This window comes from Rhodococcoides fascians NBRC 12155 = LMG 3623 (assembly GCF_001894785.1).
Taxonomy (GTDB): Bacteria; Actinomycetota; Actinomycetes; order Mycobacteriales; family Mycobacteriaceae; genus Rhodococcoides; species Rhodococcoides fascians.
The window spans coordinates 558,601-572,983 of the sequence record NZ_BCWW01000001.1; the positions used below are offsets into that span (position 1 = coordinate 558,601).

Here is a 14,383-nt window from a genome sequence, read left to right on the forward strand (position 1 = left end):
TCTCTCACATCCGGAAAACGCCGTAGGAGACCGGCTCGAGCGGCGCATTGGCGCATGCCGAGAGTGCCAGTCCGAGAACAGTTCTGGTGTCGGCGGGGTCGATGATGCCGTCATCCCACAGCCGGGCCGTCGAATAGTAGGGGTTGCCCTGACCTTCGTACTGATCTCGAATCGGTGCCTTGAAGGCCTCCTGGTCTTGCTCCGACCACGGATTACCCGACGCATCCAGTTGGTCACCTCGGACGGTGGCAAGGACGGACGCGGCCTGTTCACCGCCCATCACCGAGATTCGCGCGTTCGGCCACATGAACAGGAAGCGCGGGGAATACGCTCTGCCGCACATGGAGTAGTTGCCTGCACCGTACGAGCCGCCGATGACGACGGTGATCTTCGGAACGCGGGCGCAGGCCACTGCGGTGACCATCTTCGCGCCGTGCTTGGCGATGCCGCCGGCTTCGTAGTCTCGGCCGACCATGAAGCCGGTGATGTTCTGCAAGAACACCAGTGGGATGCTGCGCTTGTCGCAGAGTTCGATGAAATGCGCGCCCTTCATCGCAGATTCGGCGAACAGCACACCGTTGTTGGCGATGATCCCGACGGGATGGCCGTGGAGGCGGGCGAATCCGGTGACGAGTGTCTTGCCGTATTCGGCTTTGAACTCGTCGAATTCGCCTGCGTCGACCACCCGGGTGATCACCTCTCGCACGTCGTACGGGGTGCGTGGGTCGGTGGGGACTACGTCGTAGATCTCGCTCTGGTCGACGATCGGGTCGCGGGTGGGAACGACATCCCATGGCCGCGGCGTGCGGGGCCCGAGGGTGGAGACGATCTTCCGGGCGCGGCGCAATGCGTCGCGGTCGTCGTCTGCCAGATGGTCGGTGACTCCGGAGACCTTCGAGTGCAGGTCTCCGCCACCGAGTTCCTCGGCGGTGACGACCTCGCCGGTCGCAGCTTTCACCAGGGGCGGGCCGCCGAGGAAGATGGTTCCCTGATTCTTGACGATGATGGCCTCGTCGCTCATTGCAGGCACGTATGCCCCGCCCGCGGTGCAGGAGCCCATCACGGCGGCGATCTGCGCAATTCCCTTGGCGCTCATCGTCGCCTGGTTGAAGAAGATGCGTCCGAAGTGGTCGCGGTCAGGAAATACCTCGTCCTGACGCGGCAGGAATGCGCCACCGGAGTCGACGAGGTAGATGCACGGCAGTGTGTTCTGCAGGGCGATCTCCTGCGCGCGCAGATGCTTCTTCACCGTCATCGGGTAGTACGTGCCGCCTTTGACGGTGGCGTCGTTGGCAATGATGATGCACTCTCGACCGGCCACGCGACCGATGCCTGCGATCACGCCTGCCCCGGGGCACTCGTCGTCGTACAGGCCGTTGGCAGCCAGCGGTGCGATCTCGAGGAACGGGCTACCCGGATCCAACAGCTCGTCGACCCGGTCGCGGGGGAGCAGCTTGCCGCGGGCGATGTGCCGTTCCCGGGACTTCTCGCTACCGCCGAGTGCTGCCACGGCGAGCTTCTGGGAGAGCTGCTGCGTGAGTAGCTGATGATCTGCGCGGTTGGCAGCGGTATCGATCGCCATGAGATGCACGCCTTCAGGGGTTGGACGTCGGTGTCACACAGGGTTCAGTTAATGGTTGATAACTGACATGATAGTAAACTACGATTAACCGAGAGTCCAGGTTCGAGGGGGTGGCAGTGCAGGAGATCGAGGTCAAGCCGGCCACTGTGCGTGAGCAACGCAAAGCCGAACGTCGGCAGCAACTGCTCGATGCCGCGGCATCGCTGTTCGCCGAACGCGGGTTCGCGTCGGTGCGGCTCGAGGATCTGGGTGCAGCCGTCGGCATCAGTGGACCGGCCGTCTATCGCCACTTCCCGAACAAGGAGGCGGTGCTCGTCGAACTGATGGTCGGAATCTCGGAGTATCTGCTCGACGGCGGTCGCGAGGTGGTCGGCTCGCGGAAGGTCGATGAGGAGACGGTGTCGGCCCTGGTCGACTTCCACCTCGACTTCGCTTTCGAGACACCGGCTTTCATTCGGATTCAGGATCGCGACCTGCAGAGCCTCCCTGAGGGGGCGCGACGCAAGGTGCGCCGCATGCAGCGCGAGTACGTGGAACTGTGGGTGGCGACCCTGTGTGCCGTCGACCCGGAACTGAACGAGGCCGATGCGCGCACCACGGCGCACGCGGTGTTCGGACTCATCAACTCCACGCCCTACAGCGCGGGCCGCACGCCGTCGCGCAATGCTCGACCGGTGCTTCGAGCAATGGCATTGGCGGCATTGGGGGTATTGCACTGATCTCAGCGCCCACAATTCGACTACGTAAGCGGGATTCCGCCTGCAGATACGAATAGTGGGCGCTGAGGTCACCTCTGCGCCGCGCACAGGAAGAGCAAATCGTCGTTATCGGAGACAATGATCGACATGACGACCCAACTTTCGCCCGTCGAGATCGGCCGACGGCAGAGTCGATTCACTCGTGACGAGGTGCCGCGACTGCTGGCGATGGCCGGCTTCATCGCCGCTCTGCATGTGATCGGTTGGGGGCTGTTCACCCACTACGACTCGATTCCCAGCATCCACGGCCTCACCGGAGCCGACGGCACTCTCGTCTACGCAGGAGCCGGCGTACTGGCGTACACCCTCGGTCTCAGGCATGCGTTCGACGCCGATCACATCGCCGCCATCGACGACACCACCCGCTTTCTGCTGCAGAAGGGTAAGCGGCCGTTGGCCGTCGGGCTGTTCTTCTCGCTCGGGCATTCGACGGTCGTGTTCGTCTTCGTCGCTGCGATTGCGTTCGTCGCGTCGCAGGCGACGGCGTTTCAGGACGCGTTCGCCGGGGTCGGCGGCATCATCGGCACGTTGGTGTCGGGAACCTTCCTGTACCTCATCGCCGCGCTGAACATCGCGGTCCTCGCCGGCATCGTCGGAGTCTGGCGGCGCGCGAAACGCGGTGACGTCACCGAGGCCGGGCTCGACGAGCTGTTGGCCAAGCGCGGCTTGATGAATCGACTGTTCCGGGGCCGCTACGACAAGATGATCAACCATTCGTGGCAGATGTACCCGCTCGGCTTGCTGTTCGGACTCGGTTTCGACACCGCGACTCAGGTCGGTCTACTCGCGATCGCCGGCACCACCGCTATCGCCGGCGGGCTCCCGCCGATGGCCATCATCGCGCTGCCGGTCCTGTTTGCGGCGGGCATGACGACGATGGACACGATCGACGGCATCTTCATGTCCAAGGCGTACGGCTGGGCGTTCGTGACACCGGTCCGCAAGATCTACTACAACATGACGATGACGGGCCTGTCGGTCTTCGTTGCGTTGGTGATCGGGACGGTCCAGCTGCTGACGCTGCTTGCCGAGCAGTTCGAGCTGACCGGTGGCCTGTGGGACGCACTGGCCGTCATCGACCTCAACCTCGCGGGCCAACTCGTCGTCGGCACGTTTTTCGTTGTCTGGATCGGCGCGGTCGTGTATTACAAGGTGGCGCGCATCGACGAACGCGGTGGCGCACACTCGAACGCAACGGAGACCCAGTGATTGCTCGTCGTCGGATCGGTGCCCTTGCTGTAGTTACGGCGCTGGCGTCGAGCATGGCTTCTGGCCTGCTGACCGCCCCTGCCTCCGCAGCGCCGACGATCACCCAGAACATCGGCGATGTCGTCTCCAGTCGCGCTCTACCGCAAGAATTCTGGATCCCCGGCTCGTCCTCGGCCGAGGTGCTCACCTACGTCACCACCGACACGTTCGGCGAGAAGGCCCTGAGCACCGGCACCGTCTTCCTTCCTCAGGGCACTGCGCCCGAGGGCGGTTGGCCGGTGATCTCGTGGGCTCACGGCACCTCCGGGCTCGGTGACTCGTGCGCGCCCTCGGTCGCGGGACCGGCGCTGGCCGAACGAGATCTGCCGTACCTCGGTAACTGGCTCGCGCAGGGCTACGCCGTTGTGGCCAGTGACTATGCCGGCCTCGGCACCGAAGGATTGCAGGCATATCTGGACGGGCGGACCACGGCGCACAACGTGGTCGACATGGTGAAGGCAGGCCGCAACTACAGCGATCAACTCTCGCGCAAGTGGGTGACGGTCGGTCAGTCCCAGGGCGGCGGCGCAGCGATCTACACCGCGCGCTACGCGACCGAATTCGGTGGACCGGATCTGGACTATCGCGGCGCAGTGGGCACCGGGACTCCCGCGTACATCGAGAAGCTCGTCTCGATCGGTGGACCGGGGATGCCGCCGGTGGCGCTCCCGGCCGGTCTGACCGCGTACGTCGCGTACATCGCTGCTGCTCTTCGCTATTCGCACCCCGAGCTAGGCCTGGACAATATCCTCACTCCCGCCGGAAAGAAATACGCGGATCTGGCCGAGACGGCCTGTGTCGCGGACCTCGAGGAGCAGCTCGAGGGCGTCAAGGTCGGTGATTTCTTCACTGCGCCGTTGACCAGCCTGCCGAATTTCACCGCAGTACTCGACGACTACATGGCCATGCCCGAGGCCGGCTTCGACAAGCCGTTCTTCGTGGGCCACGGACTGCGGGACACCGACGTCCCGTTCCCGACCACCGCCGCCTACGTCGCCAGGCTCACCGCCAACGGTCAGCCGGTGACGTTCCGGCCCTACGACGCCGATCACAGCGGAGCGCTCGTCCAATCACAGGCCGACACTATTCCGTTCGTCGCAGGGCTGTTCCGCTAGGTCACCGGTTGCTTGGTGGGCAGTCCGTACGCCCGGGCGGTGAACTTCTCGAGCACGGTGCGCGGCAGCAGTCGCTGCGCCATGAACACCGCGGGAGCGTTGCTGCCGACGGAATAGAGGGGTCGAGTCTTCTTGTCCTCGACGGCTTTCAGGACCGTCTCGGCCACGGTGTCCGCGGAGATACCCTGTGCCTCTTTGGCGTCGAGGTGCGAGATCACCGTTGTGAAGTCGCGGAGGTACGGTGAATGCGGTCCGCAGTACTTCGTGCGGCGGGCGGAGAGTCCGGTGGCGATGGAGCCGGGTTCGACGGTGGTGATGTCCACCCCGTAGGGCGCGAGCTCGAAGCGGGCCGCCGTCGAGAAGCCCTTGATCGCTGCCTTGGTCGCGGCGTACGACGAGCGATAGGCCAACGGGAAGCTGGCCAGCATCGAGCCGATGTTGACGACCTTGCCCCGACGGCGTTCGCGCATCCCCGGCAGCACGGCTTGCATGAGCTCGACGGCACCGAACACGTTGAGCTGGAACAGCCGGGTGACCGCCTCGATCGGGAGTTCCTCGACGGGGCCGCACTGGCTTTCGCCCGCATTGTTGATCAGAACATCGATCTCCACGCCGGCAAGTCCGTCGACGAACGTCCGGATGGAGTCCGGGTCGGTCAGATCGAGATCTCGGTACTCGACCCCGGGGATGGGGTCGACCACGGTGGAACAACTGCGGCTCGTGCCGATGACGCGGTAGCCGCGAGCGAGCAGTAGTTCGGCGACAGCTTGGCCGATACCGGACGTGGCTCCGGTGACAAGTGCGGTGTTCATCTACGCCTCTTCGTTGCGGTGTTTCTGGTTCTCGGGGTGGCGACTGCCGCCGTGGGAGTGGTTCGATCGATTCGTCGCAACCTGGTGCTCGGAACTCGGGTGTGCAAGGCCGGCACCGACTTACCCGCCGCCATGACGGTTCGGTCCGGTCGTACGACAGCCGCTACCGCGTGACCGCGCCGTAACCACAGTCCGAGCTCGGAGGAGGCCGCGACCTCGACGACGACAGCGCCACGACGATCGACCTCGCGTCGCTGTTCGACGGTCAACGGGGTCGTCGAGACGAAGAGAAACTGTCCCGGCGCGATGCTGTCCAGTCGGGTGCCGTTGTCCAGGGAGCTGTTGGGGCACAGCGCGCCTACCACCGAACGGATCTGCGCGGCCGGACGCCGGACGAAATCGGAACGGGTGAGCGGAGGAGTGGCGCTGTCGGACACCTTCGCTCCGATGAGGGGCAGGTGGCCGAGAGCCGGTGCGAGCGTGGTGCGCAGAATTCCGGTCAGCTGACTGCCGCCGGTCATCGCCCAGCCCATGGCGACGGCCATCCGAATCATGGTTGTGGCATGGGCCTTTCGCTCGATTTCGTAACTGTCGAGTGCCGAATCGGAGACGTGCCCATCCAGGGCCCCGACGATCTTCCAGACCAGGTTGCGCGCATCGCGCAGACCCGCGCCCATTCCCTGTCCGATGAACGGTGGAGTCAAGTGCGCCGCGTCGCCGAGGACGAACACGCGTCGATCCCGCCAGCTATCGGCGACCTGCGCCCGAAATGTGTACTCGGCGCTCCGAATCAGCTCCATCGAGGGGTCGTCGACGTGCCGCAGCCACGGCGCTATGAGCGGCCGGACGGCGGCGAGATCCTCGAACTCGTCGAGGGTTTCGCCGTCGAGCATCCGAAATTCCCAGCGGTAGCGGGTGGAACCGATCCGCATGTACGTGGCGGACCGTTCGGAGTCGCACACCTGGTGAACGCCGTCCCATTGACCGAGTTCGGCATCGGTGGCGATATCGATCACCAACCACCGTTGCGCGAACCCGAGGTCCTCCATCTTCGACCCGATGGACCGGCGCACGATGCTGTTGGCACCGTCGCAGCCCAGTACGTAATCCGCGGTCACCCAGTGTGGGGTTCCGTCCTCGGTGGATGTGTACGACACTCGGGCGGCATCTTTCAGGTTCTGCACGTCGGTGATCTCGCACCCGCCGCGCATCTCGATCGTGTCGTATCGGGCGACGTGCGTGCGCATGAGGCGCTCGAGGTCCGGTTGATCGAACATGTTCGCCTGGGGGTAGCCGTGCGGTCTGTCGTCGGGATCGCGCTCGAACTCGGCCAGGGTGCGCAGATTTTTGGTGCACAGTCGCAGCCCGCGGCCGGGACGTGAGATGCCGGCGAAATCCTCCGCGACACCGATGTCGTGCAGAATTCGGTACACCTCGTCGTCGAGATGTACTGCGCGCGGCTGCGGATAGACGTCGGCCCAGCGATCGAGCACCAGGCAGGGGATGCCGTACTGCGCCAACAGCAGAGTGGCCGTCATGCCCGTCGGGCCGGATCCGACGATGACCACCGGGTGGTGGGTGCCGTCGGATCCGCGTTCGGTCATCGGTACGAGACCCGGGTGCGCTGCACTCCCAGGTCGAGGGATCCGTCGGGGGTGGAGCACGTCAGTTCGAGAACGTCGCCGTCCTGCAGGAAGTCGGGATTCTTGGCCTGCTTCTTGAAGAACACCTTCCACTTGAGCGCCGGCGGGATCAGAGATCCGATCATCTCGATCGGCTTGGCCGGAGCCTTCAGCGCAGTACCACCGGGAGTGCCGGTGAGCAGCAGATCGCCCGCGTCGAGCCGCTGGAAATTGCTCAGCGCCTTCAGCGATTCGACGGGACGGTAGATCATGTCGGCCACGGTACTGTCCTGTCGCACAGTCCCGTTGACGCGCAGTGTCAGAGTCAGCTCGCCGAACCGGTCGAATTCTCCGGCCTCGAGAAGGAGCAGTCGTGGGCCGACCGGCGTGAACGTGGGGTACGACTTGCCCTCGTAGAACTGGGTTTTCGGTAGTTGGACGTCTCGCGCAGACACGTCGTTGGTGATGACGAGTCCGGCGACGTACTCGGCCACGTTGGTGGCGTCGACCTTGGTGCCGACGGTCAGCGTCTTGCCGAACACGAGGCCGATCTCGATTTCGTAGTCGAGGAGTTTCACGTGCGTCGGCTTGACGATGTCGTCGGTGGGGCCGCTGATCGAACCGGACGTCTTCCGAAAGAACGTCAGTGGCACCGTGTCGGGGTTCATTCCCGAGTCCTTGACGTGCGAGACGAAATTGGTCATGTTCGCCACTACCCGGCACGGTGCGGTGACCGGGGAGAGGAGCGAAAGCGTCTCCACTGCAACCACATCGGTGCCGGTACGCGCTGCGTCCACAGCGGCGCGATCGGCGAGAAGCTCGGCGGTCGTGGTTGCCGACGTGTCGATGCGCGACGCCCCGGCCGGGGTCTCGACCCACCAGGCGTCGGCGGTGCGTAGTACAGCGATGCTCATGAGGAAGCCACTTTCATCAGGCCACGAAGGCGTTCGGTGTCGAACTCGTTGTCGGTGCGTAGGGAGGACAGGATCGATTTGAGCTCGTACAGAGAGGCTTTGCTCGGGGCGATACCGAGAAAGTCCTTCGATGCCGTTGGGCCCCACTGGGCGAGGCCGGATGCCGTCATCGGTGCCCAGCCAGGTTCGAGCGAGCTGTCGAACATGTCGCCGTCGCTGAAATGCTCTACCAGGAAACCGTCGGGATCACGCCAGTAGTCGAAGATCTGACTGCCCTGGATGTGTCTGCCGATGCCCCAGGAGTGCTTGTACCCACGCTCGGTGAGGAATTCGCCACCGGCGGCGATGGCGTCGATGTCGGTCACCTGGTACGCCGAGTGCACGTAGCGGTTCGACGGGCCGAGAGTCATGGCGAGAGTGTGGTGATCGGACGGGATGCTGCCCCGATCGCAGCGGATGAAGCTCATCACCGGTCCGCGGTCGCGTTGGCCGTCGTAGTAGAGGAAATCGCTGACGATCAGACCCAGGTGGTGCAGGTACCAGTTCAGGTTCTCCAGGTAGTCCACTCGCTGCAGCACCACGTGCCCGAGCCGTTGGACGCGCGCGGGCTGACGCGGGGGCCTCTGGGTGGCGTTGATCCGGTTGCGTGGATCGCCGAAGTTGTAGGTGTGCGCGTCCTGGCCCGGGAGTTCGGGATGTTCGGTGTAGCCCGACACGATCTGCACAGGCTGCCCGCCCGGATCGGTCAGAGTGACGGCGATGCCGCCGAGTGTGTCGGGTAGCCGGTGCACCTGCTGCCCGGTGGCATCGGCGAGGCGGACGACGTCGGCGTCCTCGGCGGCAGCGAACGCCGCGCCGACGAACCGCGTTCGTCTGCCGCGTCGGATGATCACGCACGGCGACCCGACGTGCGTGCCGCGCAGGTGAATCTCCTCGGACGTGCGCAGTGAGACGGTGAAACCGAACGCCACCGCGAATGCCTCGGCCTTGGCCAGGTCGGGTTTGCGGAACTCGAGCCACGCGATGTCGCGCACCTTGATGATCGGGTCGGCGGCTTTTCCCGGGTGTTCGCCTGGAAGCGCGCCCTGATCCACATGCATGTTCTTGTGGCCGTCGACGTCGTGTCCCATCAGCCCTCCCTCGTTGGTGACACTATCGTCACCTATGACTAATCGGTCAGTCAAGAGTGTTGACAAATTCGTCAGCGGTGAGGAAGGGTCAAGGCGGCGACAAATGCACTCAGGAGTAGGGACCATGACCGAAACCCCGAATCGCCTCGAGCGACGCAAAGCGCGCACGCGCGGTGCCCTGATCTCTGCCGCGCAGAGCTTCATAGCCCGCGGCGAATTGCACGTGCCGATTGCCGAGATCACTCAGGCCGCAGACGTCGGCATGGGGTCGTTCTACAACCATTTCGAGAGCCGAGAGCAGCTGTTCCAGGCTGCGGTCGACGGTGCCCTCGAGCTGTTGGGCATCTACCTGGACTCGTTGAGCGACGACGAGGACGATCCCGCAGAAGCGTTCACCCGGTCGTTCCGCATCGCAGGCCGACTGTTCCGGCAACAACCGGATCTGAGCCGAGTGCTCATCCACTCCGGGCCGGAGTTGATCACCTCGAAGCACGGTCTCGGTCCGCGGGCCTCGCGCGACATCGAAGCCGGAGTACTGACCGGGCACTTCCGCGTGCAGGACACCCAGCTGGCTCTGGCTCTGGCAGCGGGGGCACTGCTGGGCATGGGGCAACTACTGCTCGAACAGCCGGAACGTAGCGACGTCGATGCCGTCGACAACATGGCGCACAGCGTGCTGCTCGCCCTCGGAATGTCCGATGCGGATGCGCGCGAGCTGTGTTCGCGAACCCTGCCTCCGCTGGACGCGGTTCCCAGCGTCGACGCGTAAGGGGCCCGTCCGGGTGTCAGTGCGCCCGGCTGTGTTCGAGGTCGCGAATGATATCGCCGACTGCGTTGTCACGCAGTAGCTTCCACTCCAGGATCGGGTTGAGGATCCCACGGAACCAGAAGTACGGTGCCCACACTGCAGGGGCGATCAGCCGTGCTCGACGCGTACGGACCGCGTCGACCAGGAGGTCCGCCGCCCGTGGGGACGGGAGTCGACGGCTCAACGGCCAGGGGAGAAAAGCACCGATCCGCTGGCCCATCGGATCGTTGTCGAGGGTGTGGCGCGCCAGATCGGTGTCGACCACCCCGAAGTACGCCAGACCGGCCGATGCACCGACCGCGGCGAGTTCGATGCGTAGCGCGCGGCCCAGTTGTTCCACGGCGGCCTTGCTGACCATGTAGGCAGACCCGCCCATGCCGGGAGTGAATGCAGCACAGGACGATACGAGCAGAATGTGCCCACCACTGGTCACGATCTCGTCCGCCGCGGCGCGGACGATGGTGAGCACACCGCCGAAGTTGACCGCCATGACGGAGTCGAACACCGCGCGGTCGACGGTCCTGATGGTGGCAGGCGGCGGTGTGATGCCGGCGTTGGCGATCACGATGTCGATCCCGCCGAAGGCGCGCACCGTCGCCTGCACGCACTCCGTCATCGCCTCCGGATCCGTGACGTCCCCGGTCAACAGCAACACCCGTGCAGCGCCCGCCGCGTCGGTCGGGAAGCGAAGATCCACCACTGCCACGGATGCACCGGCGGCCACCAGTTTTGCTACGGTCGCGGCACCGATGCCGCGTGCACCGCCGGTCACCAGTGCGACCTTGCCGGTGAGGTCCATGTGGTTCCTCATGCGGACTCCTCGGTGACGGCGAGTGTGCCCGGCACATCGACAGTGGCACTGCGGCAGGAATAGTGGTCGAGTTCGATGGCCGACATACGACGGGTGAAGTTGCGTACCGAACCCGGCCAGTAGGTGACGTTGCGGCCCGATGGGCTCAGGTAGTAGCTGCTGCACCCACCCGAGTTCCACACCGAACCGGCCAACCGTTCGTCCGTGTAGTCCGCGAATTCCGTCTGTGCAGTGCGGGTGACGTCGATTGCGGCCAAGCTTTTGTCGTCCATCGCCCGCAGTGCTGCGAGAACGTAGTTCACCTGTGCTTCGATGGTGACGACCTGCGAGGTGTACACCACCGAGTTGGGGCCGAGCACCATGAAGAAGTTCGGAAAGCCGTGCACCGTCGTCCCTCGATACGACGACATCTCTCCGTCGGGCCAGGTCTGCGCCAACGACCGACCGCCACGACCGACGATGCGCCGAAAGCCTGAATGCCCGGCGACGGTGAAACCTGTTCCGAGAACGATGGTGTCGACCTCGTGGACCGTTCCGTCGGTCGTGACGACGCCCTCGGGCACGACGCGGGAGATGGCGGTGGTCTCGACGGTGACGTTGTCGCGGCACAGGGCGGGGTAGAACTTGTTCGAGAACGTCGGCCGCTTGCAGCCGAATGTGTAGGTGGGAGTCAGCTTCTCGCGGAGTACGGGATCCTTCACCTGTCTGCGTAGGTGAGCCCGGCCCAGTGCGGTCAACGGCGTCAGCAGGGCGCGGTGCCGAATCAGGCCGGGTACCAGAGCTTCCTGGAACAGATCGAACGTACGACGCATGGCGCGCTGAGCCGCCGGAAACTTCCTCAGCGCGGATCTGCCGGACTCGGAGATGGGACGGTCCGGGTGGGGAAGGATCCACGTGGGCGTGCGTTGAAAGAGCGTCAGATGTGCGGCCGACGGAGCGAGTCGGGGTACGAACTGCACCGCCGATGCGCCGGTGCCGATGACGGCGAGACGCTTACCCTCGGCCGAATGGTCATGGTTCCAGCGGGCCGAATGAAAGACGTTGCCTCCGAACGATTCCAGACCGTCGATACTGGGAGTGGCGGGTTCACTGAACGGGCCGAGGGCTCCGATCAGAATCCGAGAAGTCCATGTTCCGCCGCTCGTTCGCACGATCCAACGCGCCCGGTCGTCGTCCCACGTCGCGTCGAGCACCTCGTGTCCGAACCGGATTCGATTCCGGATACCGAACCGGTCGGTGCAGTCGTTGAGGTACTGCTCGATCTCGGGCTGCAGTGGATACAGGCGGGTCCAGTCCGGGTTGGGTGCGAACGAGAACGAATACAGCGCCGAGGGAATGTCGCACTGGGCGCCGGGATAGGTGTTCACGTGCCACGTCCCGCCGACCGCACTGTCACGCTCGAAGATCAAGAAGTCGCCGCGGCCTTCCTGTTCGAGCCTGATCGCAGCTCCGAGACCGCCGAAGCCGGCACCGATGATGGCGACGTCGATGTGCGCCGCGGCAGAGTCGTTGTCGGTCATGATGTGTGGCTCCTTCTACAGATCGAGAACGACGACGTCGCCGTCGACCGCGGCGCGTGACACGCACAGGGTGAGTGAGTTCTCGCGTTCGATGCTGCTCAGCACGCGATCGCGATGGTCGACGCGTCCGCCGGTGAGGCCGACGACGCAGGCACCGCAGAAACCTTGGCGGCAGGAGAACGGCTGATCGGGACGGACTCGTCGGAGGGCGTCGAGGGCGGTCTCCTGTGCGCCGACTTCGACGGTGTCGCCGGACCGTGCGAGCTTCAGCACGAACGGACGGCCGTCGACCACGGGGGCGGGCGCGAACAGCTCGGTGTGGAACTCCCGAACCGCGGTACTTCGGGTGGCCTCCTCGCGCAGCCGGCGCGAGAGTGCCGCGGGGCCGCAGACGTACAGGGCCGAGGATCCCGTCCCGAGATCGACGATGTCCGACGGACTCGGAAGTCCTTCCACGTCATCGGTTTTGATGATCACGTGACCGCGGGAGGTGAGCGCGGACTGCTGCAGTTCGGCGACGAACGGCAGGCTCGCACGAGATCTTCCGTGGTAGTAGAGGGTCCACCGTGTGCCGTCGGCGACGGCACGCTCGATCATGGACTGAATGGGCGTGATGCCGATGCCGGCCGCGACGAACAAGTAGTGCTCGGCGGCGGCCATGGGAAATGCGTTGCGGGGTCCACGGACTCGGAGGGTGTCTCCTGGAACGAGACCGTGTATCTCGGTGGAGGCCGTGCCGCCGGGGATCCTGCGGACACCGATGCGATACCGATCTCCTCCTGCCGGCCGACCTGCGAGCGAGTACTGCCGAACCGAGCCGGCCGGTGTGGTCACGTCGATGTGTGCACCGGGCAACCAGGTCGGCATTGCGCTCCCGTCGCTGCGACGCAGTAGAAGTGAGCGCACGTCCTCGGCCTCGTCGACGATCTCGTCGATGGTGGTCTCGAATTCGTATCCGATGCATCGGCGCGGTCGCGCCGGGGAGAGGGCGGTCACGACGGACGAGTCGGTGACCAGTCTTGCGTACACCCGAGACGCCGCAGCGATGGCTCGGAGGCCACGGCCGGGGTCGGTCACCGTGATCTCACCCAGATGGCTGTGCCTCGAGGCTGTTTCGGTGGTCACTGCTGTGCCGCCAGTGCCGCGGGTGACGTCGCCAGGTATCGCACGGCCTTGTCGATGTCGCCCATCTTGGATGGGTGAAAACCCGGTCGGATGTACAGGGCGAGTTGGACGAACAGAAACGACAGGCCAGGTATCAGTTGCTTGCGGGATGCTCGTGCGAAGGCGAGAGGCCAGGGGGTGCGAAGTCGGCGCTTCCCGGTGCGCGGGGTGGCTACCGAGTTCTTGTACAGGTACGCGGCGGTGCTGAACCAGAGCACGGCCAACCCCGCGCTGGCTATCACCGCGGTGCGGGCGCGGCGAAACGCACCCCCGTCGACGTACTGGAATGCGTCGAAGGCAACGTTGCGGTGTTCTAGTTCCTCGGCCCCGTGCCAGCGAAGCAGGTCCAGCATCGTCGGATCGACACCGAGGCGATCGAATTCGGTGTTGTCCAACAGCCATTCGCCCACTACTGCGGTGAAATGTTCGGCTGCGGCGTAGATCCCGAGGCGCTCGTTCAGCCACGCTTTGCCCGCGCGGCCGGTGAGGCCGTGATCGCCGAACACCACGCCCACCGCGAATCGAATGCGCTGCAGGATCGGCTCGATGTCGACTCCGTGCGCGACGAGGTACGTACGAAAGCTCTCGTGCGAGGACGCGTGCGTGGCTTCTTGTCCGACGAAACCGACGACCTCCTCGTGCAGTCTGCGGTCGTCGATGTACGGAAGCGCGAGGGCGAACACATCGGCCATCGCCCGTTCGCCCTCGGGCAGCACCAGGTGCATCACGTTCCAGAAGTGCGTGGCGTACCACTCGTGCGGAATGTACTGCAGCGGAACGCCGGTCCAGTCGAACGTCACTGCGCGGGCCACGATCGCGTAGGACTCGTCCAGGTGGCGCGCGTTCGGGTCGATCGCTCGGTCACGAGACATTCGAGCTCCATTCGTCGAAATGCTGAT

General features: G+C 64.9%; 13 protein-coding genes. 4 read left to right on the forward strand and 9 right to left on the reverse strand.

Annotation, left to right across the window (positions count from 1 at the left end):
• Positions 1–4: 4 nt before the first annotated feature.
• Positions 5–1,582, reverse strand: a complete 1,578-nt coding sequence (locus tag RFA01S_RS02845; RefSeq protein ID WP_032408357.1) for a carboxyl transferase domain-containing protein — start codon at positions 1,580–1,582, stop codon at positions 5–7.
• Between the two features lie 116 nt (positions 1,583–1,698).
• Here RFA01S_RS02845 and RFA01S_RS02850 point away from each other — a divergent pair, with 116 nt between their 5' ends.
• From RFA01S_RS02850 to RFA01S_RS02860, 3 genes are all read left to right on the forward strand, one after another.
• Positions 1,699–2,301: an SACE_7040 family transcriptional regulator gene (locus RFA01S_RS02850; RefSeq protein WP_032393006.1), complete on the forward strand. Its 603-nt coding sequence runs from the start codon at positions 1,699–1,701 to the stop codon at positions 2,299–2,301.
• Positions 2,302–2,427: 126 nt separating this feature from the next.
• The gene (gene nicT / locus RFA01S_RS02855) at positions 2,428–3,549 is read left to right on the forward strand and encodes a Nickel transporter NicT (protein ID WP_051365299.1); all 1,122 of its coding nucleotides are present in this window, start codon (positions 2,428–2,430) and stop codon (positions 3,547–3,549) included.
• Between the two features lie 53 nt (positions 3,550–3,602).
• Positions 3,603–4,703, forward strand: a complete 1,101-nt coding sequence (locus RFA01S_RS02860) for an alpha/beta hydrolase family protein (RefSeq protein ID WP_139278367.1) — start codon at positions 3,603–3,605, stop codon at positions 4,701–4,703.
• On the opposite strand, the gene RFA01S_RS02865 is transcribed toward RFA01S_RS02860, so the two are convergent.
• Genes RFA01S_RS02865 through RFA01S_RS02880 form a run of 4 tightly spaced genes read right to left on the reverse strand, consistent with a single transcriptional unit; the run spans position 4,700 to position 9,181 of the window.
• Positions 4,700–5,515: an SDR family oxidoreductase gene (locus RFA01S_RS02865; protein WP_032408359.1), complete on the reverse strand. Its 816-nt coding sequence runs from the start codon at positions 5,513–5,515 to the stop codon at positions 4,700–4,702. The genes RFA01S_RS02860 and RFA01S_RS02865 overlap by 4 nt on opposite strands.
• Positions 5,512–7,119 carry a bifunctional 3-(3-hydroxy-phenyl)propionate/3-hydroxycinnamic acid hydroxylase MhpA gene (gene mhpA, locus RFA01S_RS02870; protein WP_052060918.1) on the reverse strand — a complete coding sequence of 536 codons (1,608 nt, stop codon included), beginning with the start codon at positions 7,117–7,119 and terminating at the stop codon, positions 5,512–5,514. Before mhpA ends, RFA01S_RS02865 begins: the two co-directional genes overlap by 4 nt.
• Positions 7,116–8,051: a fumarylacetoacetate hydrolase family protein gene (locus tag RFA01S_RS02875; RefSeq protein ID WP_032385875.1), complete on the reverse strand. Its 936-nt coding sequence runs from the start codon at positions 8,049–8,051 to the stop codon at positions 7,116–7,118. Before RFA01S_RS02875 ends, mhpA begins: the two co-directional genes overlap by 4 nt.
• Complete coding sequence (locus RFA01S_RS02880) at positions 8,048–9,181, reverse strand: VOC family protein (protein ID WP_032408360.1); 1,134 nt, start codon at positions 9,179–9,181, stop codon at positions 8,048–8,050. Before RFA01S_RS02880 ends, RFA01S_RS02875 begins: the two co-directional genes overlap by 4 nt.
• A 124-nt stretch (positions 9,182–9,305) precedes the next feature.
• Between RFA01S_RS02880 and RFA01S_RS02885 the strand changes: the two genes are divergently transcribed.
• Positions 9,306–9,950: a TetR/AcrR family transcriptional regulator gene (locus RFA01S_RS02885; RefSeq protein WP_027494706.1), complete on the forward strand. Its 645-nt coding sequence runs from the start codon at positions 9,306–9,308 to the stop codon at positions 9,948–9,950.
• A 16-nt stretch (positions 9,951–9,966) separates the two neighbouring features.
• On the opposite strand, the gene RFA01S_RS02890 is transcribed toward RFA01S_RS02885, so the two are convergent.
• Genes RFA01S_RS02890 through RFA01S_RS02905 form a run of 4 tightly spaced genes read right to left on the reverse strand, consistent with a single transcriptional unit; the run spans position 9,967 to position 14,356 of the window.
• On the reverse strand, positions 9,967–10,800 hold the full coding sequence (locus RFA01S_RS02890) for an SDR family NAD(P)-dependent oxidoreductase (protein WP_032385876.1): 834 nt from the start codon (positions 10,798–10,800) through the stop codon (positions 9,967–9,969).
• Positions 10,797–12,320, reverse strand: a complete 1,524-nt coding sequence (locus RFA01S_RS02895) for a flavin-containing monooxygenase (RefSeq protein WP_052060919.1) — start codon at positions 12,318–12,320, stop codon at positions 10,797–10,799. Before RFA01S_RS02895 ends, RFA01S_RS02890 begins: the two co-directional genes overlap by 4 nt.
• Before the next feature lie 15 nt (positions 12,321–12,335).
• On the reverse strand, positions 12,336–13,445 hold the full coding sequence (locus RFA01S_RS02900) for a PDR/VanB family oxidoreductase (RefSeq protein WP_238325188.1): 1,110 nt from the start codon (positions 13,443–13,445) through the stop codon (positions 12,336–12,338).
• On the reverse strand, positions 13,442–14,356 hold the full coding sequence (locus RFA01S_RS02905) for a metal-dependent hydrolase (protein WP_027494703.1): 915 nt from the start codon (positions 14,354–14,356) through the stop codon (positions 13,442–13,444). The genes RFA01S_RS02900 and RFA01S_RS02905 overlap by 4 nt, the downstream gene beginning before the upstream one ends.
• Between the last annotated feature and the right edge of the window lie 27 nt (positions 14,357–14,383).